This is a genomic window from Sulfurovum sp. NBC37-1 (genome assembly GCF_000010345.1).
Classification (GTDB): Bacteria; Campylobacterota; Campylobacteria; order Campylobacterales; family Sulfurovaceae; genus Sulfurovum.
The window spans coordinates 548,636-573,168 of sequence record NC_009663.1; the positions used below are offsets into that span (position 1 = coordinate 548,636).

The 24,533-nt window shown below is 44.9% G+C and carries 14 protein-coding genes, 1 tRNA gene and 3 rRNA genes; 16 read left to right on the top strand and 2 right to left on the bottom strand.

Going from position 1 to position 24,533, the window contains the following annotated elements:
• Positions 1 to 32: 32 nt before the first annotated feature.
• The 5 genes from mqnE to SUN_RS02795 all read left to right on the top strand — a co-directional run bounded on the left by mqnE (position 33) and on the right by SUN_RS02795 (position 6,092).
• The gene (gene mqnE / locus SUN_RS02775; RefSeq protein WP_041672660.1) at positions 33 to 1,112 is read left to right on the top strand and encodes an aminofutalosine synthase MqnE; all 1,080 of its coding nucleotides are present in this window, start codon (positions 33 to 35) and stop codon (positions 1,110 to 1,112) included.
• Positions 1,113 to 1,159: 47 nt separating this feature from the next.
• Entirely contained in the window at positions 1,160 to 1,729 is a 570-nt protein-coding gene (locus tag SUN_RS02780) for an anthranilate synthase component II (RefSeq protein ID WP_011980232.1), read from the top strand.
• Positions 1,730 to 1,741: 12 nt separating this feature from the next.
• Positions 1,742 to 2,833, top strand: a complete 1,092-nt coding sequence (locus tag SUN_RS02785; RefSeq protein WP_011980233.1) for a hypothetical protein — start codon at positions 1,742 to 1,744, stop codon at positions 2,831 to 2,833.
• A gap of 112 nt (positions 2,834 to 2,945) precedes the next feature.
• Positions 2,946 to 4,256: an ATP citrate lyase citrate-binding domain-containing protein gene (locus SUN_RS02790; protein ID WP_011980234.1), complete on the top strand. Its 1,311-nt coding sequence runs from the start codon at positions 2,946 to 2,948 to the stop codon at positions 4,254 to 4,256.
• A gap of 15 nt (positions 4,257 to 4,271) precedes the next feature.
• Complete coding sequence (locus SUN_RS02795; RefSeq protein WP_011980235.1) at positions 4,272 to 6,092, top strand: citrate/2-methylcitrate synthase; 1,821 nt, start codon at positions 4,272 to 4,274, stop codon at positions 6,090 to 6,092.
• Positions 6,093 to 6,217: 125 nt separating this feature from the next.
• Here the strand turns inward: SUN_RS02795 and SUN_RS02800 are convergent, their stop codons facing one another.
• Positions 6,218 to 7,540, bottom strand: coding sequence for an alkaline phosphatase (locus SUN_RS02800; protein ID WP_011980236.1), 1,323 nt, complete (start codon positions 7,538 to 7,540; stop codon positions 6,218 to 6,220).
• A 345-nt stretch (positions 7,541 to 7,885) separates the two neighbouring features.
• Between SUN_RS02800 and SUN_RS02805 the strand changes: the two genes are divergently transcribed.
• The 5 genes from SUN_RS02805 (at position 7,886) to argH (ending at position 14,770) form a co-directional block, all read left to right on the top strand.
• A 16S ribosomal RNA gene (locus SUN_RS02805) occupies positions 7,886 to 9,396 on the top strand.
• A gap of 130 nt (positions 9,397 to 9,526) precedes the next feature.
• A tRNA-Ile gene (locus SUN_RS02810) sits at positions 9,527 to 9,603 on the top strand.
• Between the two features lie 338 nt (positions 9,604 to 9,941).
• Positions 9,942 to 12,822: ribosomal RNA gene (locus tag SUN_RS02815) — 23S ribosomal RNA — on the top strand.
• Positions 12,823 to 13,008: 186 nt separating this feature from the next.
• A 5S ribosomal RNA gene (rrf, locus tag SUN_RS02820) occupies positions 13,009 to 13,124 on the top strand.
• Together the 16S, 23S and 5S rRNA genes with 1 tRNA gene alongside form the textbook arrangement of a ribosomal RNA operon.
• A gap of 251 nt (positions 13,125 to 13,375) precedes the next feature.
• Entirely contained in the window at positions 13,376 to 14,770 is a 1,395-nt protein-coding gene (argH, locus tag SUN_RS02825; RefSeq protein ID WP_011980237.1) for an argininosuccinate lyase, read from the top strand.
• A gap of 117 nt (positions 14,771 to 14,887) precedes the next feature.
• On the opposite strand, the gene SUN_RS02830 is transcribed toward argH, so the two are convergent.
• A complete protein-coding gene (locus SUN_RS02830) occupies positions 14,888 to 15,241 on the bottom strand; it encodes a histidine triad nucleotide-binding protein (protein WP_011980238.1) in 354 nt (117 codons plus the stop codon).
• Between the two features lie 131 nt (positions 15,242 to 15,372).
• On the opposite strand from SUN_RS02830, the gene pheS reads away from it, so the two are divergent.
• The 6 genes from pheS (at position 15,373) to serA (ending at position 24,338) form a co-directional block, all read left to right on the top strand.
• The gene (gene pheS / locus SUN_RS02835) at positions 15,373 to 16,365 is read left to right on the top strand and encodes a phenylalanine--tRNA ligase subunit alpha (RefSeq protein WP_011980239.1); all 993 of its coding nucleotides are present in this window, start codon (positions 15,373 to 15,375) and stop codon (positions 16,363 to 16,365) included.
• On the top strand, positions 16,362 to 18,695 hold the full coding sequence (pheT, locus tag SUN_RS02840) for a phenylalanine--tRNA ligase subunit beta (protein WP_011980240.1): 2,334 nt from the start codon (positions 16,362 to 16,364) through the stop codon (positions 18,693 to 18,695). Before pheS ends, pheT begins: the two co-directional genes overlap by 4 nt.
• A gap of 1 nt (position 18,696) precedes the next feature.
• Positions 18,697 to 19,530, top strand: a complete 834-nt coding sequence (locus SUN_RS02845; protein WP_011980241.1) for a 4-hydroxy-3-methylbut-2-enyl diphosphate reductase — start codon at positions 18,697 to 18,699, stop codon at positions 19,528 to 19,530.
• Positions 19,531 to 19,540: 10 nt separating this feature from the next.
• Positions 19,541 to 20,824, top strand: a complete 1,284-nt coding sequence (gene aroA, locus SUN_RS02850; protein ID WP_011980242.1) for a 3-phosphoshikimate 1-carboxyvinyltransferase — start codon at positions 19,541 to 19,543, stop codon at positions 20,822 to 20,824.
• A 177-nt stretch (positions 20,825 to 21,001) separates the two neighbouring features.
• Positions 21,002 to 22,660 carry a 30S ribosomal protein S1 gene (locus tag SUN_RS02855; protein ID WP_011980243.1) on the top strand — a complete coding sequence of 553 codons (1,659 nt, stop codon included), beginning with the start codon at positions 21,002 to 21,004 and terminating at the stop codon, positions 22,658 to 22,660.
• Between the two features lie 88 nt (positions 22,661 to 22,748).
• Entirely contained in the window at positions 22,749 to 24,338 is a 1,590-nt protein-coding gene (gene serA, locus SUN_RS02860) for a phosphoglycerate dehydrogenase (RefSeq protein WP_011980244.1), read from the top strand.
• The last annotated feature ends 195 nt before the right edge of the window (positions 24,339 to 24,533 follow it).

The following is a 24,533-nucleotide window of genomic DNA, read 5'->3' on the forward strand; positions in this document are numbered from 1 at the left end:
TAATACCCAAAAATAATTATGGATGAACAGAGATGGATGTGCAACAAGAGCAGAATTTAATACAGAAGATACGTAACCAAGAAAGGTTGTCTCAGGAAGAGGGTGAAGCGCTCTATGACCTCGATCTTTATACCCTGGGAGAACTTGCGGATGGGATACGCCGTGAAAAGTACGGGAAGAAAAGCTATTTCAATATTAACCGCCATATCAACCCCACCAATGTCTGTGCCGACATTTGTAAGTTCTGTGCCTACTCTGCCAGTCGAAAGAACCCCAATCAGTATACGATGAGCCACGATGAAATACTCCAGATCGTAGAGAATTCTGTCAAGAACGGTGCCAAAGAGATGCATATTGTCTCCGCACACAACCCCAACGACGGAGTGGAATGGTACATGGGTGCTTTCAGAAAGATCAGAGAGGCATTCCCCGACGTGCATATCAAAGCGATGACCGCTGCTGAGATCGATTTCCTCAAGCGCGAGTACGGACTTTCTTATGATGAGGTACTCGACCTGATGATCGAGAACGGTGTGGATTCTATGCCGGGCGGCGGTGCGGAAATTTTTGACGAAGGTGTGCGTGAGTACCTTTGCAAAGGGAAGGTTACCTCAGAACAGTGGCTGGAGATCCACGAAAAGTGGCATGAGAGAGGCAGGGAGAGCAACGCTACGATGCTTTTTGGACATGTGGAAACACGGGCGCACCGTATTGACCATATGATTCGTTTGCGTGACCTGCAAGACAGAACGGGCGGCTTCAACGCTTTCATCCCGCTTGTCTACCAGAGAGATAACAACTTCTTAAAAGTCAAAGAGTTCCCTTCCGGGCAGGAGATCCTCAAGACCTACGCCATCTCGCGTATCCTGCTGGACAATATTCCCCACATCAAAGCCTACTGGGTGACCGCCTCCATCAACCTGGCACTGATCGCACAGGAATTCGGTGCGGATGACCTGGATGGGACGATAGAAAAAGAGTCCATCCAGTCCGCTGCGGGAGCGGCATCTGCACATGGTATGAACCTGGATGACTTCGTTGCGATGATCAAAAATTCGGGTTTTACACCGGTAGAGCGAGACAGCCTCTACAATGAACTCAAAGTATATTGATAGTCAAAGCGTGATAAAATAGTCCGATATAAAGATTAGGAAACAACATGGTATTAATGATAGACAACTATGACAGCTTCACCTATAATGTCGTACAGTATTGCCGTGAACTCGGAGCAGACTTAACGGTGATCAGGAACGATGAGATGAGCATTGATGAGATCAAGGCACTGCATCCAGAAAAGATCATCCTCTCTCCCGGGCCGTCCACGCCTGATGATGCCGGAGTGACACTTGATGTCATCAGGAATTTTGCCGATACTACACCGATCTTCGGTATCTGTCTGGGACACCAGAGCATCGCCCAGGCCTTCGGTGGAGAGGTGATCCGTGCCAAACATATGATGCACGGGAAGACATCGCAGGTGGAGGTCGATGCCGATACGCCGATCTTCAAAGGCTTACCCGAAGAATTCCGCGCAACGCGCTATCACTCCTTGACGGTCAACAAAGAGAATCTGCCTGAAAATATCATCGCTACTTCACACAGCAAAGATGATGAAGAGATCATGTCCCTGCAGATAAAGGACAGGCCGGTTTACGGTGTACAGTTCCATCCCGAATCCATCATGAGTGAATACGGGCATGAGATGCTGGACAACTTTCTTAAACTCTAAGTTAAGTTCACAATGAAAAAACAGCTTTTCCTTCTGGTTTTACCGCTGTATGTGATAGCTGTTTTTTACCTGGCCATTACTACGCCGCTCAGTCCACATGAGGCAAAGCTCCTTTATGCCTCGCATAATGCCGCATCGACCCTGATGCACTGGAGCAGTGAGATCGTTCCTGGTTTCATAGGCCTGCGTATCTTCTTTATGCTTTTTGGTTTTCTCAGCATCTGGTTCTTCTATGAACTCAGCCGAAGGCATTTCGAAAAACGTGAAGATGCCTATCTGTCCACCTTCATTTTCATGCTGCTTCCGGGTATCATCACAGCAAGCACGCTGGCCAATGTCGGTATTGTCGTTTTGCCGTTTGTGTTACTTTTTGTGCTTTTGTATGATTCCGGAAAGATAATATACCTTCCCCTCATCATGCTGCTGCTTTTTTTCGTTCATGAAGCCTCCATTCTTTTTTTCGTGGCCATACTTCTATATGGAATCACACACAAAGACAAAAAGCTTGCCATCGCCGCATCGGCCTTCCTTTTGGCCTTCATCTATCTGGCAAAAGGAATTGCCATAGGCGGAAGACCTTCAGGACACTTTGCTGAGATATTCGGGCTCTATGCAACAGTTCTTTCTCCTTTGGTATTTTTGTATTTTTTCTATACCATGTATCGTACGCTGCTCCGAGGAAAGAAAAATCTTCTCTGGTACATCTCATTCACGGCGTTTGCCTTCTCTCTGCTTCTTTCAATACGACAACGTATCTATCTGACCGATTTCGCTCCCTATGTTCTGGGTGCAGTTGTGCTGATGCTTGACCAGTACAACCAGAGTATACGTGTCAGACTCCCACAGTTTCAGGTATGGTATAGACGTGGTTTCTATATTGTTATGGGATCCCTGATCTTGAGTGCCTTGGTGATCATTTTTCATAAAACAACCTATGATATGTCATCAAACCCTCAGAAACATTTTGCCAAACGTATCTATCAACCTTACTACCTTGCAAAAGAGTTAAAATCCAAAGGGATACATTGCTACGATACAAAGAATGAGCGCGAAAGATATCAGTTGAGATATTATGGTATTCGATCTTGTATGAATGAGCAATAAACTGTTTCTAAAATACACAATATTTTTTTTCTACTTATAGTTTGAATTACCTAAACAAAAGTTAAAACAATCCCATGTTAAACTATTAGGAACTAAATTAAAGGAGAACTCGATGGCTCAAAAAGCGATTAGAGAGTACGATGGTAAAGCAATTTTTGCAAGACATTGGAACGAATATTTTGATGGTTTCCATTATGGATTCAAATCAGTATTAGTTAGCAGTGGAGACGAACTGAGAGAGAAAGCAAAAGAACATGGTTTTGAGTGGTTGAATCAGGAGCCGTTGGTTGCAAAGCCGGATATGTTGTTTGGTAAAAGAGGTAAAAATGACCTTGTTCTCTTTAGGGTAGAAAAGCCAGGCGATGTTACTCTGGAAGATGCTGCAAAGTGGATCGATGAGAAGCAGTCTCATGATGTAACGCTCCTCTCCGGAGAAAAAGGACACTTGACACACTTTATTGTAGAACCGTTCACACCGCATACTCAGGATCAGGAGTATTATATTTCAGCTACAACTGTCGGTGAAGATGATGTTCTATTCATGTCGGCAGAAGGTGGTATGGAAGTTGAAGAAGGATGGGATGAAAAAGTCAATGAAGTCCATATTCCTATCAATATGCCTGATGCAGATATGGAAAAAATGGTCAAGTCACATATCCCTGCCGATATTCCTGACGAGAACAAAACGGCATTTGCATCCTTTGCGATCCAGTTCTTCAAATTCTACAGAGATATGAACTTCGCTTACCTTGAGATCAACCCGATCGTTATGCTTGACGGCGGTGAAATGGCGATCCTTGACCTGGTTGCAAGACTGGACGATACCGCAGGATTCATGATGAAAGATGCATGGGGTGACATCGAGTTCCCGACTGCATTCGGTATGGAGGATATGTCCGATGAAGAAAAAGCGATCGCAGAAGCGGATAGCAAATCAGGCGCTTCTCTCAAGCTGACGATCCTTAACCCGATGGGCCGCATCTGGACAATGGTCGCCGGTGGTGGTGCGTCAGTAGTTTATGCTGATACAATCGCCGACTTTGCCGGTGTTGAGGACCTCGCGAACTATGGTGAATACTCAGGCGGGCCGACAACAGGTGAAACAAAGTTCTATGCAGAAACGATCTTCGATCTGATGACAAGATACGATGACCCCAGAGGAAAAGTGCTTATCATCGGTGGTGCGATTGCGAACTTTACCGATGTTGCCAAAACATTTACGGGTATCATTCAGGCATTTGAGATCTATGCGGACAAGCTCAAAGAGCATAAGACAAAGATCTATGTAAGACGTGGCGGACCAAACTATGAAAAAGGGCTGAAGGATATCAAAGAAGCTGCTGACAGATTGGGTCTTTATATTGAAGTTTATGGGCCGGAAACACATGTCACTGACATTGTTAGAATGGCATTAGAGAAGTAAGGGTAGGAGAAGCAGATGAGTAGATTATATACTAAAGACACACAAGCGATTTTTTGGAACAACAACAAAACAGCGATCCAGAGAATGTTGGATTATGACTATACGATCGGTAGAGACAAGCCATCCGTAGCCGGTATTGTCGCGCCTACGAGCGGAAACAAGTTCGAGAAATTCTTCTATGGTCCAGATGAGATCATGATTTCTCTTTACAAGTCAACAGCAGATGCTGTCAAAGAACAGCCTCAGGCAGATGTACTTTTGAACTTCGCATCATTCAGAACAGCCTATGATGTAACTATGGAAGCGATCGAAATGGGAGATCAGTTCAGATCCATCATGATCACTGCGGAAGGTATTCCTGAAAGATTGGCAAGAAAAATGAATCAGGCGGCAAGAGATGCCGGAATTACGGTTATCGGGCCTGCAACAGTTGGTGCCATTGCTCCAGGCGCATTCAAGATTGCCAATATCGGTGGTACGATTGAGAATATTGTGAACTCCAAACTTCACAGAGCAGGTTCCTGTGGTCTTGTAACAAGATCAGGCGGTCTTTTCAATGAGCTTTCAAACATTATTGCCATCAATGCTGACGGTATTGCAGAAGGTGTAGCGATCGGAGGAGACAGATTTGTCGGTTCCGTATTTATCGATCACCTGCTGAGAATGGAAAGCAATCCAGATGTCAAATACATGATCCTTCTTGGTGAAGTGGGTGGTACGGAAGAGTACAAAGTGATCGAAGCTGTCAAAGACGGCAGGATCAAAAAGCCAATTATCGCATGGTGTATCGGTACGATTGCAAAGCACTTCTCTTCAGGTGTTCAGTTCGGTCACGCAGGTGCTTCTGCAAATGCAGATGCCGAAACAGCTGCTGCGAAGAACAAAGCAATGGCTGAAGCCGGTATCCATGTACCTGAATCATTCAATGACCTTCCTGCTACGATCGCAGAAGTCTATAATGATCTTAAATCAAAAGGTATCATTGGTGAGATCGAAGAGCCTGAGCTCAGAATCGTTCCAAAGGTCAGAAGACCCAAGCAGTTCATCTGTACGATCTCTGATGACAGAGGCGAAGAAGCGACCTATGCCGGTTTCCCTATCTCTTCAGTAGCGACTCCGGATACAGGTAAAGGTATCGGTGATGTCATTTCACTGCTCTGGTTCAAAAAGCAGTATCCGAAGTGGGCGACAGAGTTCATTGAAACTGTTATCAAAACAGTTGCCGACCACGGTCCTGCCGTTTCAGGTGCGCACAATGCAAAAGTAACTGCCAGAGCAGGTAAATCAGTGGTAGAAGCATTGGTCACGGGTCTTTTGACCATTGGACCAAGATTCGGTGGTGCCATTGACGGTGCGGCAAAATACTTCAAATATGCGGATGACAACGATCTGACACCAGCAGAGTTCCTAAAGTATATGAAAGGTGAGGGTGTACCGATCCCAGGAATCGGACACAGAATCAAATCATTAAAGAACCCTGACCTCCGTGTTACAGGTCTTATGAACTTTGCGGCAGAGAATTTCCCTGCAACACCGCTTCTTGACTATGCAAGAACAGTTGAAGCGCTCACTACAAGTAAGAAAGAGAACCTCATTCTTAATGTGGATGGTACTATCGGTATTCTTATGGTAGATATGTGGAGAGCACTTGGATACTCTGAAGATGAAATCAATGAATTTATCGAGTCAGGTACACTCAATGCCTTCTTCATCGTTGGTAGATCCATCGGGTTCATCGGTCACGTACTCGATGAGAAAAGATTGGCTATGCCAATGTACAGACACCCAATGGATGATATTCTTTACGATGTTCAGAAAGCTGAACCTATCGCATAAATATTTCTGCTTTATTGCATCTTTGGCTAAACGGAACTTGTTCCGTTTGGTCACTTACCAAACAGTAAGCTCTCACTCTACACAAAACCTACAACAAATCAAAAAAATTTCTTGGATAGATAAAGTTATTTTCCTGCTGATAACACTTTAAATAATTTTTTTGCAATATCTGTATTGTCTAGCAAACCTCTGAACTTTTCACTGCTTTTCCCATAGGCAAAAGTCTCTACATCTACAAGGGTATGTCCATGTGTTGTCCATCCTGTATTGGATCGCTGATTGATGATCTCATTGACAGCATTGCAGAGTTTCTTGTCCTTCTTTTTCATGGCAGAGGCAAGTTGGTCATATTCTTTATCTGTCAGATCAATCCCGGTATAGTTTTCGAAGCTTTTGTCGATATTTTTTGTTGTGCGTAACGCTTCGGCTATGGTAATGGAAGAGGCTTTGACCTTTTTTATCACATCTTTATACCAGATGTATGACCTGCTGCGTATTTCGTCTGAAACCTTGTCCGATTTCCCTATCTTGTCTCCTATTGCCAGGCCGCCGGTGGAATGATCTGCCGTAACGATGAGCAATGTATCAGGGTGGGTGTCTACATAGTTTTTGACTTTTTCCACTGCTTTTGCAAAATCATCCATCTCAGCCATTGCACAGGCAATGTCATTGATATGTCCGCACCAGTCTATCTGTGATCCTTCTATCATCATGAAGAATGGCTTGTTCTCGACAAGCGAAAGGGCTTTTTGCGTCATTTTTGATACACGGTCTCTGTTCTCATCTTTTTCGTCAATGGCAAATTTTGCATAATCATAGGCAGTAAATGCAATAAACGGATAGTTATGTATGCTATCAAAGTCATAACCGTTACGGTAAAGTGCTACATTGTGTTTTTTTGCTGTCTGGTTGATGTCACCATAGGCTTCATTAAAATGGATCTCCCCACCTCCCATGAGAAAATCAAATTTCAGCTTCTCTTTCGCTGTTGCCGGAAAAAAATCCTTGGCGATATCCGCTTCCTTGTCCCTGTGGTGTTCTTTAGAAATGAATCCTGCAGGGGTGGCATGGGTCAGGGTGCTGGTCACTGCCATTGCAGTGATATATCCCTGTTCTTTGGCATACTCTAAAAGTGTTTTTACCTGTGAGTGTGGCTTTTCAGTCGCTCCGATAAAACCGTTCTTAGTTTTGTAGCCTGTTGCCAGTGCTGTAGCTGCTGCTGCCGAATCGGTGATAAGCGAATTTTCGGAATAGGTGGTATTCATACCGACCAGCATCTCGTCAAAGACCGTAGGCTCGACTTTTGGCGTCTTCGGATCATCTTTGTAGTAGCGATATGCTGAGGTATAGGCCGGTCCCATACCGTCCCCGATCATAAAAATAACGGATGTTTTTGGCGCAGCGGTCAAAAAAGAGATTGTGATGAGTAAGAGTGATATTTTTTTCATAGTGACAGTGTACTAAAAAAAGAGAAAAAAACAGGCTAAAAAAGAGAGAATTATGCGCATATAATGTAAGTAAAGAAAAAAAAACAAATTTTTTTTCTCTAAAACCAAAAAAACCCTTGACAAATAAGAACTTCGGTGCTATAATACGCGTCCAACAACACATGGACGGCTAGCGAGTTGCTAGAAAGAGTGTTATTGAGTGATCTTTGACAACCAAATATAAGTAAACAAATCAACGTCTATTTGAGATTTAATTTTTGCACTTTTTAACAAAAAAGTGATATGAATTAACTTAAGTAGAAATAACTTAAGTGATTCTGACAATGGTTCAAACCATTCTATTTTATAATGGAGAGTTTGATCCTGGCTCAGAGTGAACGCTGGCGGCGTGCTTAACACATGCAAGTCGAACGAGAACGGCTCTAGCTTGCTAGAGTGTCAGCTAAGTGGCGGACGGGTGAGTAATGTATAGTTAATTTGCCCCTTGGAGAGGGATAGCCACTGGAAACGGTGATTAATACCTCATACTCCTTCTTTATTAATTAAAGTTGGGAAATGTTTTTTCGCCAAGGGATGAGACTATATGGTATCAGGTAGTTGGTGGGGTAAGAGCCTACCAAGCCAATGACGCCTAGCTGGTCTGAGAGGATGATCAGCCACACTGGAACTGAGACACGGTCCAGACTCCTACGGGAGGCAGCAGTGGGGAATATTGCACAATGGAGGAAACTCTGATGCAGCAACGCCGCGTGGAGGATGACGCATTTCGGTGTGTAAACTCCTTTTATATGGGAAGATAATGACGGTACCATATGAATAAGCACCGGCTAACTCCGTGCCAGCAGCCGCGGTAATACGGAGGGTGCAAGCGTTACTCGGAATCACTGGGCGTAAAGCGCGCGCAGGCGGCCTTTTAAGTTGGATGTGAAAGCCTATGGCTCAACCATAGAACTGCATCCAAAACTATTAGGCTAGAGTCTGGGAGGGGAAGATGGAATTAGTTGTGTAGGGGTAAAATCCGTAGAGATAACTAGGAATACCAAAAGCGAAGGCGATCTTCTGGAACAGTACTGACGCTGAGGCGCGAAAGCGTGGGGAGCAAACAGGATTAGATACCCTGGTAGTCCACGCCCTAAACGATGAATGTTAGTCGTCGGAGGCCTAGTGTCTTCGGTGATGCAGCTAACGCATTAAACATTCCGCCTGGGGAGTACGGTCGCAAGATTAAAACTCAAAGGAATAGACGGGGACCCGCACAAGTGGTGGAGCATGTGGTTTAATTCGAAGATACGCGAAGAACCTTACCTGGCCTTGACATTGAGAGAATCCGGCAGAGATGCTGGAGTGCCTTCGGGAGCTCGAAAACAGGTGCTGCACGGCTGTCGTCAGCTCGTGTCGTGAGATGTTGGGTTAAGTCCCGCAACGAGCGCAACCCTCGTCACTAGTTACTAACGGTTCGGCCGAGGACTCTAGTGAGACTGCCTTCGCAAGGAGGAGGAAGGTGAGGACGACGTCAAGTCATCATGGCCCTTACGGCCAGGGCAACACACGTGCTACAATGGGCAGGACAATGAGACGCGATACCGCGAGGTGGAGCAAATCTATAAACCTGTTCTCAGTTCGGATTGTAGTCTGCAACTCGACTACATGAAGCTGGAATCACTAGTAATCGTAGATCAGCTATGCTACGGTGAATACGTTCCCGGGTCTTGTACTCACCGCCCGTCACACCATGGGAGTTGATTTCACCCGAAGCGGGGAAGCTAAACTGGCTACCCTCCACGGTGGGATCAGCGACTGGGGTGAAGTCGTAACAAGGTAACCGTAGGAGAACCTGCGGTTGGATCACCTCCTTTCAAGAGTATAGATGATATTTCCTCACAGAGTATTATCACAATCGATAAGACGATGGTTTGTTTGCACTGTTTATTCAGTAGCTTATGTTTGGTTGATAAAGATCATATAGGTTCTTTAAACAATGCATATGGGCGTATAGCTCAGCTGGTTAGAGTGCACCCCTGATAAGGGTGAGGTCCCAGGTTCAAGTCCTGGTACGCCCACCATATGTTTAATGCAAGTTTTCCTTGGAAAATTTGAATTAGACATTTGTCTAAAAGTTATTTAACTTATTATTGTTAAGAGTCTAACGTAATGTTGCAAAACGCGAAGAGAATGTTTATTTATAAACGTTTGAATCAAATTTTACAAAACAATTACAATTTAACAGAAAATATTAACAAGAAGAACTTGTTCTTCAGACTTAATATCTTTCATGTGCAAGAAACTCAATAAATTAGAAGACGTAAGAAATCTTCAACTTATTAAACATACAAAAAACGAACCAAAGTGGTAAGACACAAACAGTTCATTTTGCATTTAATAAGGTAGTACCTTAGAATTAAGTCAAATTAATCTAAGGGCAGATGGTGGATGCCTAGACCAGGAGAGGCGATGAAGGACGTACTAGGCTGCGATAAGCCGGGGGGAGCTGCCAAGAAGCTTTGATCCCCGGGTTTCCGAATGGGGCAACCCAGCATGGCGCGAGTCATGTTACTCTTTCGAGAGAGCGAACGCAGGGAAGTGAAACATCTCAGTACCTGCAGGAAAAGAAATCAACCGAGATTCCCAAAGTAGCGGCGAGCGAAATGGGATTAGCCCTAAACTCTGTGGGGTGTTAGTAGAATAAGCTGGAATGCTTGACCGTAGAGGGTGAAAGTCCCGTAAACGAAAACTAACCATGGACTATTCGAGTAGGTCGGGACACGTGTAACCCTGACTGAAAATGGGAGGACCACCTTCCAAGGCTAAATACTACTCCAGGATCGATAGTGAACCAGTACCGTGAGGGAAAGGTGAAAAGAACCGCGGCAAGCGGAGTGAAATAGAACCTGAAACCATCTGCCTACAATCATTCAGAGCCCTATGTTTTATACAGGGTGATGGACTGCCTTTTGCATAATGAGCCTGCGAGTTATGGTGACTAGCAAGGTTAATCAAACGAGAAGCCGTAGCGAAAGCGAGTCTGAATAGGGCGCCAAGTTAGTTGCTGTAGACCCGAAACTAAGTGATCTATCCATGGGCAGGTTGAAGCTGGTGTAAGAGCTAGTGGAGGACCGAACGGGTGAAGGTTTAAAACTTCTCCGATGACCTGTGGATAGGGGTGAAAGGCCAATCAAACTTAGTGATAGCTGGTTCTCTCCGAAATATATTTAGGTATAGCGTCATGTTCGAAACATGAGGGGGTAGAGCACTGATTGGGCTAGGGCCTATACCAAGGTACCAAACCCAGTCAAACTCCGAATACCTCATGTGAATTCATGGCAGTCAGGCGATGGGTGATAAAATCCACCGTCGAAAGGGAAACAGCCCAGACTACCAGCTAAGGTCCCAAAGTTCTATTTAAGTGGAAAAGGATGTGGAGTTGCTTAGACAACCAGGAGGTTGGCTTAGAAGCAGCCATCCTTTAAAGAAAGCGTAACAGCTCACTGGTCTAGCGATTCTGCGCCGAAAATATAACGGGGCTAAAATAGACACCGAAGCTGTAGATTTGAACAATAGTTCAAGTGGTAGGAGAGCGTTCTAGTCAGCATTGAAGCCATACCGGTAAGGAGTGGTGGAGCGGCTAGAAGTGAGCATGCAGGCATGAGTAGCGATAAAACGGGTGAGAATCCCGTTCGCCGAAAACCCAAGGGTTCCTACACGATGCTCGTCAATGTAGGGTTAGTCGGGTCCTAAGCTGAGTCCGAAAGGGGTAAGCGATGGCAAATCGGTTAATATTCCGATACCAACTATTAGTTTAGTACGAAGGGGGGACGCATAGGGTTAAACGAGGTCACTGATGGAATAGTGGCTCGAAGGGTGTAGATAAGCCGGATAGGAAAATCCGCCGGCTGTTTTCGAGACCTGACAGGCTGGCTGCGCTCTTCGGAGTAAAGCCAGAATCGTTGATACCGTCGTGCCAAGAAAAGCCTCTAAGTGTATTAATAGTTGCCCGTACCGTAAACCGACACAGGTGGGTGAGATGAGTATTCTAAGGCGCGTGGAAGAACCCTGGTTAAGGAACTCTGCAAACTAGCACCGTAACTTCGGAATAAGGTGTGCCTCCTTTGGTATAGGACTTCGCGTCCGAAAGCCAAAGAGGTTGCAACAAAGAGTCCCTCCCGACTGTTTATCAAAAACACAGCACTTTGCTAACTCGCAAGAGGATGTATAAGGTGTGACGCCTGCCCGGTGCTTGAAGGTTAATTGATGGGGTTAGTTCTTCGGAACGAAGCTCTTGATCGAAGCCCAAGTAAACGGCGGCCGTAACTATAACGGTCCTAAGGTAGCGAAATTCCTTGTCGGTTAAATACCGACCTGCATGAATGGCGTAACGAGATGGGAGCTGTCTCGACCAGGGATCCAGTGAAATTGTAGTGGAGGTGAAAATTCCTCCTACCCGCGGCAAGACGGAAAGACCCCGTGCACCTTTACTATAGCTTGACACTGCAATTGGGATATATTTGTGCAGGATAGGTGGGAGGCTTTGATGCTGTGGCGCTAGCTGCAGCGGAGCCATCCTTGAGATACCACCCTTATATATTCTGATTGCTAACTTGCGCCGGTTATCCCGGCGGAGGACAATGTCTGGTGGGTAGTTTGACTGGGGCGGTCGCCTCCTAAAAAGTAACGGAGGCTTACAAAGGTTGGCTCAGATGGGTTGGAAATCCATCGCAGAGTATAATGGTACAAGCCAGCTTAACTGCGAGACGTACATGTCGAGCAGAGACGAAAGTCGGTCATAGTGATCCGGTGGTTCTGTGTGGAAGGGCCATCGCTCAAAGGATAAAAGGTACGCCGGGGATAACAGGCTGATCTCCCCCAAGAGCTCACATCGACGGGGAGGTTTGGCACCTCGATGTCGGCTCATCGCATCCTGGGGCTGAAGCAGGTCCCAAGGGTATGGCTGTTCGCCATTTAAAGCGGTACGCGAGCTGGGTTCAGAACGTCGTGAGACAGTTCGGTCCCTATCTGCCGTGGGCGTTGGAAGATTGAGGAGAGTTGCCCCTAGTACGAGAGGACCGGGGTGAACGAACCACTGGTGTACCAGTTGTCCTGCCAAGGGCATCGCTGGGTAGCTATGTTCGGATGTGATAACCGCTGAAAGCATCTAAGCGGGAAGCCAACTCCAAGATGAATCTTCCCTGAAGATCCGCAGAAGACTACTGCGTTGATAGGCTGGGTGTGTAAGTGATGAAAGTCATTTAGCTGACCAGTACTAATAGATCGTTTGTATTTACTTTATTCTTCAATAGGTACTACCTTGCTAAGTGCAAGGCAGAGCGTTTAGCGCTTAGCGCTGAGCGTTCAGAAAAAGGTACTTGCAGATTGTAATTGTAAACATTATTTAGGCTCTTAACAATACTAAGTTTCTCAAGCTTTCCAAAAGCAAAGAGAGACATGCACACTACGGTGTTCATCTCTCTCTTAGTGGTGGGGCTAGAGGGAGGGTCATACCCAGCTCCATTCCGAACCTGGAAGTCAAGCCTCCCATCGCCGATAATACTGCAGGCTACGTCTGTGGGAATGTAGGTCGCTGCCACTTTGAGTTATAAATGACTTCTTATCTTTACAATAATCATAAAATTACTTTCTTTTTATTCAAATATTCACACATAACACTTAATTAAACTTTTAATCTATGTCAAACTGTTCACTATTCATGTTAGTGGTGCGATGAAACGGCACCCTACGGCTTCCTAATAACCAATACACCAATAACCAATAACAGCGTTAGCCTTCCCTACATCAACTTTTCGCTAAAATACCTTAATTTATTATTTACAGGATACTGCTATGTCTAAAAAAATCGCTTCTGCCAGAATTTCAGAGAAGAGTTCCAAACTTCTTCAGGATCTTAACAACTCACTTCCTTTTGACAAAGTACTCTACAGAGAGGATATTGAGGGGTCACGTGCACACGCTTTCATGCTCAGTGAACAGGGGATCATCTCCAGGGAAGATCAGGAAAAGATCGATGCAGGGTTGCAGGATATACTTGCCGATATAGAGTCAGGTCTGTTTAAACTTGAGGGTGATGATGAAGACATTCATATGGCGATAGAGGGTGAACTTACACGACGTATAGGTGATGCAGGAAAGCGTCTGCATACAGCTAGAAGCCGTAATGATCAGGTAGCACTGGACTTCAGACTTTATGTTCAGCGTAATACCAAAACCATTGCGGAACTGCTTTTGAAGAATATTGAAACGTTTGTAAAGGTGGCAGAGGAAAATGCGGAAACAATGCTGCCGGGAATGACACATCTTCAGCATGCTCAACCCATCAATTTCGGTTATCACATGATGGCTTATGCCAGTATGTTTAAACGTGACTATGAGCGTTTTATGAGCTCTTATGAGCGCAATAACTATTCACCAATTGGGTGTGCAGCGTTGGCTGGCACACCACACCCCATTAATCGTCAGACCACTTCGGATAAACTGGGGTTCAATGCACCGACTCTTAATTGTCTCGATACGGTGAGTGACCGTGATTTTGCACTCGAAATACTCTTTAACATTTCCACTGTGATGATGCATATGAGCCGTTTGAGTGAAGAGCTCATCTTATGGTCGGCCGCAGAATTCAAATGGGTGACACTTAGTGACCGTCATGCGACAGGCTCCTCCATCATGCCGCAAAAGAAAAATCCGGATATTCCTGAACTGCTTCGCGGTAAGACAGGGCGTGTCAATGGGAATCTTGTAGCACTGCTTACAGTCATGAAAAGTCTTCCTCTTGCCTACAACAAAGATATGCAGGAGGATAAAGAGGGTGTGTTTGACTCTGTAAGAACAGCTATTCTTTCACTACAGGTACTTGAAGAGATGATCGCTGATATGACGGTGAACAAAGAAGCTATGGAACGTGCCTGTATGGTGGGTCACCTTTCTGCAACAGACCTGGCGGACTACCTTGTAAAAGAACAGGGACTTCCATTCCGTGATGCCTACCATATTACCGGTAATGTGGTGAATCTCGCTGAAGAAAAGGGACTTGATATCTCTGAACTTTCTTTGGAAGATTTGCAAAGTATCGATGAGCGTATTGCTGAAGATGTAGTAGCTCTCCTTGATAACCGTGCTTCGATGAATGCCCGTCAGTCTGAGGGTGGTACGGCTACGGTGAGGACTTTGGAGCAGATAGAGGACCTGAAGAAATGGCTTGAAAAACAAGATGAAAAATGATGAACATATCGCTTCGGATACGGTAGGATTGAGATGGATGATGGTTTTGGTGGAGTGTATTGCTCCTAAAAAGTTTTAAAAGTACAGAAGGTGCAGAGAAATGCACCTTACAAAAATTTAGATACTTTTATGTGGGTCTTCGTGAGAGTGGTCCCAAACAAGTTTTGCTCCGCCAAGCATATGGAAATGTAGATGGTTTACCTCCTGCCCTCCGTCAACTCCGTTGTTGGTAATCAGTCTGTATCCGGATTGGTCAATACCGACTTTTGTTGCGACTTCCTGGATAAATGGTGTCATATCGGCCATCATTTCGGGTGACACAACCTGAAAACAGTCTACATGCTGTTTTGGGATGATAAGTATATGAACCGGTGCCTTGGGGTAAAGGTCATGAAATGCCAGAAAATGGTCACTCTCATGCACGGTATTGTTCGGTATTTCTCCATTGACGATCTTGCAGAATATGCACATGGTATTATCCTTTTTAAATTAATTATTGATTTTTATATTGTGGATTATATCATAGAAAAATCGCAATAAACCCCACTATTAGTTACTTTTGGATAAAATCACGGCAATTATTATGCGATAAATGGAGCATTATGGAGAATTTGGAAGCAAAGATACTTGAGGCAGATTCGCTTGAAGTATTGGAAAAAGTACGTATAGAACTGTTCGGTAAAAAAGGGCTGCTTGCAGCACAGTTTGCCAAGATGAAAGATATCCCTGGGCCGGAGAAGAAAGCCTTTGCAGAAGGTTTGAACAAGCAAAAAACAGCACTTCAGGAAGCGTTCGATGCACGATATGAAGTGCTGAAGGCCGAAGAAATAGAAAAAATGCTCAAGAGTGAAGCGATCGATATTTCCTTGTATGGAGCAGTGGCAGAAAAGGGTGCACTGCATCCGGTCATGGAGACGATGGATAAGATCATTGACTACTTTGTGGCATTGAACTTTGCAGTCGAGACCGGGCCGATGGTCGAAGATGATTTCCATAACTTTGAAGCTTTGAACCTCCCCAAATACCACCCGGCAAGAGATATGCAGGATACGTTCTACTTTAAAGACAGTGGGCTGTTGAGAACACACACTTCACCCGTGCAGATCAGAACGATGCTGGAGACCAAACCTCCCATCAGGATGATCGCTCCGGGTTCTGTTTTCAGACGGGATTATGACCTGACACATACGCCGATGTTCCATCAGGTCGAAGGACTGGTAGTCGATGAAAAGGGTAAAGTGAGTTTTGCAAACCTCAAAGCGATACTAACCGATTTTTTACAGTATATGTTTGGAGATGTCGAGGTACGTTTCAGACCGAGCTTCTTCCCGTTTACCGAGCCTTCTGCGGAAGTAGATATCAGCTGTATTTTCTGTGAAGGAAAGGGGTGTCGTGTCTGTTCACACACTGGATGGCTGGAAGTACTCGGTTGTGGGATCGTCGACCCCAATGTCTTCAAAGCGGTAGGCTATGAAGATGTAAGCGGTTATGCCTTCGGACTGGGCGTAGAACGTTTTGCGATGTTAATGCATAAGATACCGGACCTGAGAAGTCTGTTTGAGGGAGATATTCGTTTGTTGGAGCAGTTTAGATGATAGTAACAAGAAGTTGGTTAAATGAATTTATAGATCTGAGCGAGGTCAGTAACGATACACTCTATGAAACGTTCAATGCCATTGGACTGGAAGTTGACAGTATCGACCAGGTAGAGATCGACCCCAAAGTCGTGGTTGGGAAGATCATTTCCTGTGAGAAACATCCGGACGCAGACAAATTGAATGTCTGTCAGATCGATGTGGGTGGCAGGGTCGAGCAGATTGTCTGTGGAGCAGCCAATGTGCTTGATGCAGAGTATGTGGCTGTGGCGACCATCGGTGCCGTGCTGCCGGGTAATTTTGAGATCAAAGATGCAGAACTTCGCGGTGTGAAGAGTGCCGGTATGGTCTGTGCCTCTTCTGAACTCGGATTGCCTGAAATGGGCAAAGGGATCATGATACTCGATGAGAGCATCGGGGAGCTTGAAGTGGGGAAAGCGCTTGGTGAATACCCAACCGTTGCCGATACGATCATAGAGCTTGAACTCACAGCCAACAGAGGCGATTGCCTTAGTATCTATGGTGTGGCAAGAGATCTCAGTGCAGCGCTCAATATAGAGATGAAATCGTTCGAGTACAAGCAGGCTGAGAGAATGAAGCTTGGTATCGCCAGAGATGCAGAGTTACATACTGAAGGTGAAATAGATGCCGATCTGCGCTATAAGCTGGCAAGCATAGAATATATTGATGATACCTTCCTGATCCGACTTCGTTTGGCAATGGTCAATGTGGAAGCAGAAGGCAAACTGGACAGAATACTTGCCTATGCCACCCATACGACAGGAGTGATTCTGCGTGCGTATGACTGTGTGCCGCTCTGCAATGAAGATGACAAGATCATGGTGAGTCCCAGAGCCAAAGCTAAAGGTATCATAGAGATCTTTGCCCATGAGAAAGTATTAAGTATCGTCGGTGTGAATCAGGTAGAGGATTATAAAGCAACGGATAATACAACAAAACTATTGATCGAAGCAAGTTACATTGATCCTGATCTTTTGGTTGAAGCCGTAGCTGAACATCAATTGAAAACAGATGAGCTTTACTATAAGACATCCAGAGGGTCCAATCCCGATCTTGGTCTTGGTCTGCAGTTCCTGGCTTACCTGATGGATAATTACAGCGATATCAACTGTTATGAAGGCTCGCTTGATGTACGTGTGGAACGTCATAACAAGAAGATCATTGTGGATTCCGGGGAAGTGTCATCCATCATCGGTATGGATGTAGAGATGAACAAGATTGTTACTATCCTGAAAAAGCTGGGGTTCGAGATTACGATGATGGACCATGAGCATGTGGCAGTGGCTGTACCATTGTTCAGACATGATATCAGGAATATTCAGGATATTACTGAAGAGATCGTTCGTATCATTGGCATTAACAATATTGAAGCCAAACCGTTTGTTTTTGCAGAGAAGAGACGTCTGAATGCCACTTCAGACCGTTTCAAAGCCAAGAAAAGTATTAAAAATCGTGCCGTAGGAAATGGTTTCTATGAGAATGTTTCTTATGTCTTTACTGAAAGAGCAGTACTGGAGAAATACGGCTTTGAAACAGTGGAGACAGCGCTTGACCTTGCCAACCCGATTGCGGAAGAGCTTAATACGCTTAGGAGTACGATTCTGACAAATCTGCTCAATGCAGTAAAACGTAATGTCAGTTACACCAAGAAATCGATTCCGCTTTTTGAAATCGGTGCGGTATTCGGGAGTCAAAGAGAGGAATCCGAGGTGCTCTCCTTTGTCTTTTCCGGACAGATAGAAGGGGAGAATGTAAGTAATGCGGGTAAACCGAAAATGGTGGATTTCGCTTCCTTCACACAGAAGATCGGTGCTGTGGTTGGTGACTTTGACCTGGTACCCTGTACCAGGAATAATGCACTACTCCATCCTTACCAGTCTGCCGATATTATTGTAAACGGCAAAGTATGTGGATATATGAGCAAACTGCATCCGATGGTACAGGAGGAGTACGGGATCCCCGTGACGTTCATTGCAGAGCTTTCGCTGGATGCCCTGTTGCCAGAACATATCAGTGCAACACCTATTTCAAAATTCCAGGGAGTCTATAAAGATCTCAGTATCGTAATAGACAAATCTCTCTCATACTATGAAGTGGCCAAAGTACTGAACGGATTGGATATTCCGACACTTAAAGAGAGCTACCCGGTGGATATCTATGAAGATGAAAAACTGGGGAACAAAAAGAGTCTGACTATCAGGTTCTTCATCCAGTCCATGGAAAAAACACTCGAAGACAGCGATATAGAAGCCGTGATGGCAGAAGTGATGCAGGCACTCGAGACCAACTGCAATGCGGAGCTGAGATAGTATGAAGATACAGCTTGCATCGAGTTACGGTTTCTGTTTCGGGGTGAAGCGTGCCATCAAGATTGCTGAAGAACATCAGGGAAGCAAGACCTACGGACCGCTTATCCATAACAAAGACGAGATCAACCGCCTCAAAGAAGGGTTTGATATCGGACTGGCAGAAAAACTCGATGATGTAACACCGGAAGATTCCGTGGTCATCCGTACACATGGTATCCCCAAAGATGAACTTTCCCAGCTTAAAGCACAGGAGAATCCGATCATTGATGCGACCTGTCCCTATGTGACGACACCCCAGAATATCGTTGCGAATATGAGCGAAAAAGGTTACAGTATCGTCATTTTCGGAGACAAAGAGCACCCGGAGATCAAAGGGGTGGTCTCTTATGCCAAGGATCTCCGCAATGCGTTCATCGTTAAGCATGAAGATGAACTTAAAGGGCTTCCCATCCTTTCAAAAGTAGCAGTGGTAGCGCAAACTACCCGAAAGCCGGAAGATTTTCTAAAGATCGTCAATGCCCTGATTCTCAACCATAAAGAGGTACGTGTTTTCAACACGATCTGCAATGCAACGTTTGAAAATCAGGATGCAGCGGCAGAGTTGGCAAAAGATGCAGACGTGATGGTCGTCATTGGCGGGAAGCACTCGTCCAATACCAAGCAATTGCACTCTATCTGCAAAAGTTATTGTGATGATAGCTATCTGATAGAGAATGAAGCAGAATTGGAACCGAAGTGGTTTGAAGGTAAGAAACTGTGCGGTATTTCGGCAGGGGCTTCGACACCGGACTGGATCGTTCAGAACGTTATCGACAAGATAGAAGCGCTGAAGTAGGCAGAGCACGATGAACAGTATTACACTCAAACCGATCAGATATATTGAAGGAGAAGTAAATCTTCCGGGTTCCAAGAGTCTTTCCAACAGAGCACTGCTGATCGCGGCACTGGCAGAAGGAACGACAAGGATCACCAATCTGCTTGAGAGTGACGATACCCGGCATATGCTCAATGCACTTAAACTTTTGGGTGTGGAATACACACTTTCTGAAGACAGAACGGAATGTACCGTGGTTGGGAACGGCGGCCCCTTTCATACGAAAGAACCCTTGGAACTCTTTTTGGGAAATGCCGGAACGGCCATGCGCCCGCTATGTGCTGCTTTGACGCTGGGAAGCGGAACTTATGTGCTTACCGGAGAACCGCGTATGAAAGAGCGACCTATAGGCCATCTGGTGGATGCACTTAGAGAAGCAGGGGCGAAGATCACTTACCTGGAGAATGAAGGGTACCCGCCGTTGAAGATCGAAGCTGACGGACTCAAAGGCGGAGAGGTCAGGATAGACGGTTCGATCTCGAGCCAGTTTTTGACGGCACTCCTGATGGCTGCACCGATGGCTCGGGGAGACATGCAGATCGATATTGTGGGCGAACTTGTATCCAAACCCTACATCGACATAACATTGCACATCATGAAGCAGTTCGGTGTGGAGGTTCGTAATGAGAATTATGAACGTTTTTTTATTAAAGGCGGACAAATCTACCAGGCGCTTGAAACTTTCATGGTCGAAGGAGATGCCTCCTCTGCTTCCTATTTCCTGGCGGCAGCGGCCATTAAGGGCGGGACGGTCAAAGTGACAGGTATAGGGAAAACATCTGTACAGGGAGATGTCGCTTTTGCAGATGTACTTGAGAAGATGGGTGCCAAAGTAGAATGGGGAGATGACTATGTCTCCGTCAGTAGGGGAGAGCTCAATGCGGTCAATATGGATTTCAACCATATCCCCGATGCGGCGATGACCATAGCGACCACGGCACTCTTCGCCAAAGGGACAACTACGCTGCGTAACATCTATAACTGGCGCGTCAAAGAGACGGACAGGCTCCATGCCATGGCAATGGAACTTCGAAAAGTGGGTGCAAAGGTGGAAGAGGGTGAGGACTACCTCACTATCACTCCGCCGGTACAGCTTAAGCATGCCGCTATCGATACCTATGATGACCACCGTATGGCGATGTGTTTCTCTCTTTTGGCACTCGATCCGGTTTCTGTCACTATCAATGAACCTGAATGTACGGCCAAGACTTTTCCAACCTATTTTGAGGTTTTGGAGAGTATTTCCAGTTATTAAAAATATGATATCTCTGTAGGGTGTTGTCCCCTGACAACACCAGAAATATGGCTAAATAAGGAGCTGTGAAAATGCAGCGCTCTATGGTTTCCCCCAAAAATTTATTTTTTACCCTAAGCATTCTGATAAAAAATTTAGATATAATATCGCAAAATTTGTGTACACATAAGGATAGGTATGAAGTTCGAAGATATCGAAATAGAAGATGTAGATTTTGAGGCGATGCTTGAGGAATCGTTTAAAAAATCAGAATCAAGAAGTGATTTGGTAACCGGTACGGTCGTTAAGATCGATGAGAAAGACAATTTGGCTGTAGTGGATATCGGTGGCGGTAGAGATGCAAACCTTGCGCTCGACGAGATCAAAGATGAAGAAGGAAATATCCTCTTTAACGTCGGTGACAACATTGATGTATTGAACATGGGTAGAGGACGTATCTCTTACAAAGCGGCACTCGGAAGAGCGGCATTGAACGAGTTCATCTCTGAGTATGACGAAGAGCAGGAATATATCATCGAAGGTGTTGTGACCAAGAAGAACAAAGGCGGATACGTCGTTGAGGTGGATGGTCTTGAATTCTTCATGCCGCGCACGCTTTCATACCTTTCTTCGAAGCCAGGTTTTGAAGCTATTGGCAAAAAAGTCAAAGCAGTCATCGTGAAAGTCGATAAAGATAAAGGGTCAGTTGTTGTTTCAAGAAAAGAACTTATCGAAAGAGATAAGGCGAAAACAGATGAGATCGTTGGAGAACTTTTAGAGAACAAAGAGCCTGTCGTAGGTACGATCAAAAAGATCACATCTTACGGTATGTTTGTAGATGTGGGTGGAATGGACGGTCTTGTTCATTATTCACAGATCTCCCATAAAGGTCCGGTCAATCCTTCCAAATATTTCCAGGAAGGTGACGAGGTCAATGTCATTGCACTTGACTATGATAAGAAAAAAAGACATCTTTCTCTTTCTATCAAAGATGCCAATCCTGATCCTTGGGCAGATATCGATTCTATCATCGGTGTAGGCGATACAGTAACAGCAACAGTTTCTAACATTGAGCCTTACGGTGTATTCGTTGATCTTGGTGAAGATCTTGAAGCATTCCTTCATGTATCTGAAATTTCTTGGGATAAAAATGTCAAGCACCCCAAAGATTATCTGACAAATGGCGAAGAGATCAATGTTGAAGTGATCGAAGTTGACAAAGAAGGCAGAAGACTCAGAGTAAGCCTCAAGAGCCTTCTTCCAAAACCTATGGATGCATTTACGCAGCAGTACAGAGTTGGCGATGTGGTCAAGGGTACGGTAACTTCCATCACGGATTTCGGTGCATTTGTTAAAGTAGGTTCTGTAGAGGGTCTTCTTCATAATCAGGAGATCTCATGGGATAAGAGCAAAAATGCCAAGTCAGAGCTTGCAGTCGGTGATGAAGTTGAAGTGAAGATCATCAAGATCGACAAAGATGCAGGTAAGATCTCTTTGAGCAAAAAAGCGCTTGAAGATTCTCCGATAAAAGCATTTGCACAGACTCACAAGAATGGTGCCATCGTAACCGGCACAGTAAAAGACAAAAAAGATTTCGGTGTGTTCATCGCGCTTGAAGACAATGTGGATGCATTGATCAGAACAGAAGATCTTCACCCGCTTAAATTCGACGAGATCGAAAAAGGGCAGGAGATCAAAGGTGTGATCTCTTTCATCGACGAGAACAATGACAGGATCAGAGTTTCTGTTAAAAGACTTGAACGACAGGAAGAAAGAGAAGCAATGGAGCAACTCAATCTTAATCAGGACGACAGCATGACACTTGGTGATGCTTTCGGTGACAAGTTCAAAAAATAATTAAACAAAAATGGTGTATGCATTTCTCGCATACACCACCTTCATAGTACTGCGTACTTAAACTCAACCAAAATTAAAAGGTTTTCAGATGTCAAAAAAAACAATTGTTGTTTGTGACCATATTCACCAGAGCGGTTTGGACATTCTTGCAAACGATAGCGAGATCAAACTCATCAATGCAGCAGATGAACCCAAAGACAAACTCATCGCAGAGATCATTCCTTTGGCAGATGTTGCGATCACACGTTCTTCTACCGATGTAGATGCGGCTTTTCTTGAATCAGCCAAAAAGATCACTGCCATTGTACGTGCGGGCGTGGGTGTGGATAATGTCGATATCCCCGGTTCAAGCAAGCAGGGTATCGTAGTCATGAACGTACCTACAGCCAATACGATCGCTGCGGTCGAGCTGACTTTGGCACACATGCTCTCCTGTGTCAGACAGTTCCCGTATGCACACAATAATCTTAAGCTGGACCGTGTCTGGAGAAGACAGGACTGGTACGGAACGGAGCTGAAGGACAAAAAACTGGGTATTATCGGTTTTGGTAATATCGGTTCGCGCGTTGGTAAAAGAGCCAAAGCTTTCGAGATGGATGTACTTGCGTATGACCCGTATATCGATCCGAGCAAAGCGACCGATCTTGATATCGGGTATACCAAGAATTTTGAAGATATTCTTGCCTGCGATATCATTACGATCCATACACCGAAAACGGAAGAGACCATCGGTATGATCAATAAGGATGAGATCGCCAAAATGAAAGACGGTGTGATCCTCATTAACTGTGCACGTGGCGGGCTTTACAATGAAGAAGCACTTCTTGAAGGCTTAAAATCAGGTAAGATCGCCATGGCGGGTATCGATGTATTTAACAAAGAACCGGCTACAGATCATCCTCTATTAGATCTTGATAATGTAACGGTGACACCTCACCTTGGTGCCAATACAAAAGAGTCTCAGCGTAACATTGCCATTCAGGCAGCGGAAAATGCGATCGCGGCGGCAAAAGGTATTGCCTATCCGAATGCACTGAACCTTCCTATCAAGGAGAACGAACTTCCTGACTTTGTCCGCCCGTACCTTGAATTGATCCAGAAAATGGGGCATCTCTCTTCACAGGTGACAAAATCTGCAGTCAAGTCTATCAAAGTGACTGCTAAAGGCCCGGTATCGGATTATCTTGCCTCTATGCAGACATTCGCTACCGTAGGTGTACTGACAGAATCGCTTGCAGATCAGGTGAACTATGTCAATGCCGAATTTGTTGCCAAAGAGCGTGGCATCGAACTTGCCAATGAAGTGCTGCCTAACACCAGTGGTTTCACGAATAAAGTTAAGATCAAGCTTACTACGGCTGATAGTACGATCACGATCGCGGGAACCGTTTTTGACGATACTGTACAGCGCATCATCGAGATCGATGACTATATTTTGGATGTTGAGCCCAAGGGGACGATGATCTTCTTTAGAAATACGGACACTCCAGGTGTGATCGGCGACGTAGGTCGAATTCTTGCAGAAAATGGTCTGAACATTTCAGACTTCAGACTGGGACGCGACAAGAAACAGCAGGCACTTGCTGTGGTCCGTGTTGATGGTCAGGTCTCCAAAGAGGTACTTGATGCCCTTTCTGCACTTAAGGCTTGCATCAGCGTAAGTCACGCAACGCTTTAACCCAAACTACAGGCTCTTGTCTGTAGTTTGTCGACTTAATTTTTTACTCATTTTTTACTTTAACTCTTTATTCATATTCTATTCAAACAAATTGATGAAAAACATATTTATTCTTCATTATTTTAAATTAATTTTGATATAATTCGCGCGAATACTGCAAAAAAAGCACAATAATGCTACATCTTGTGCTATAAT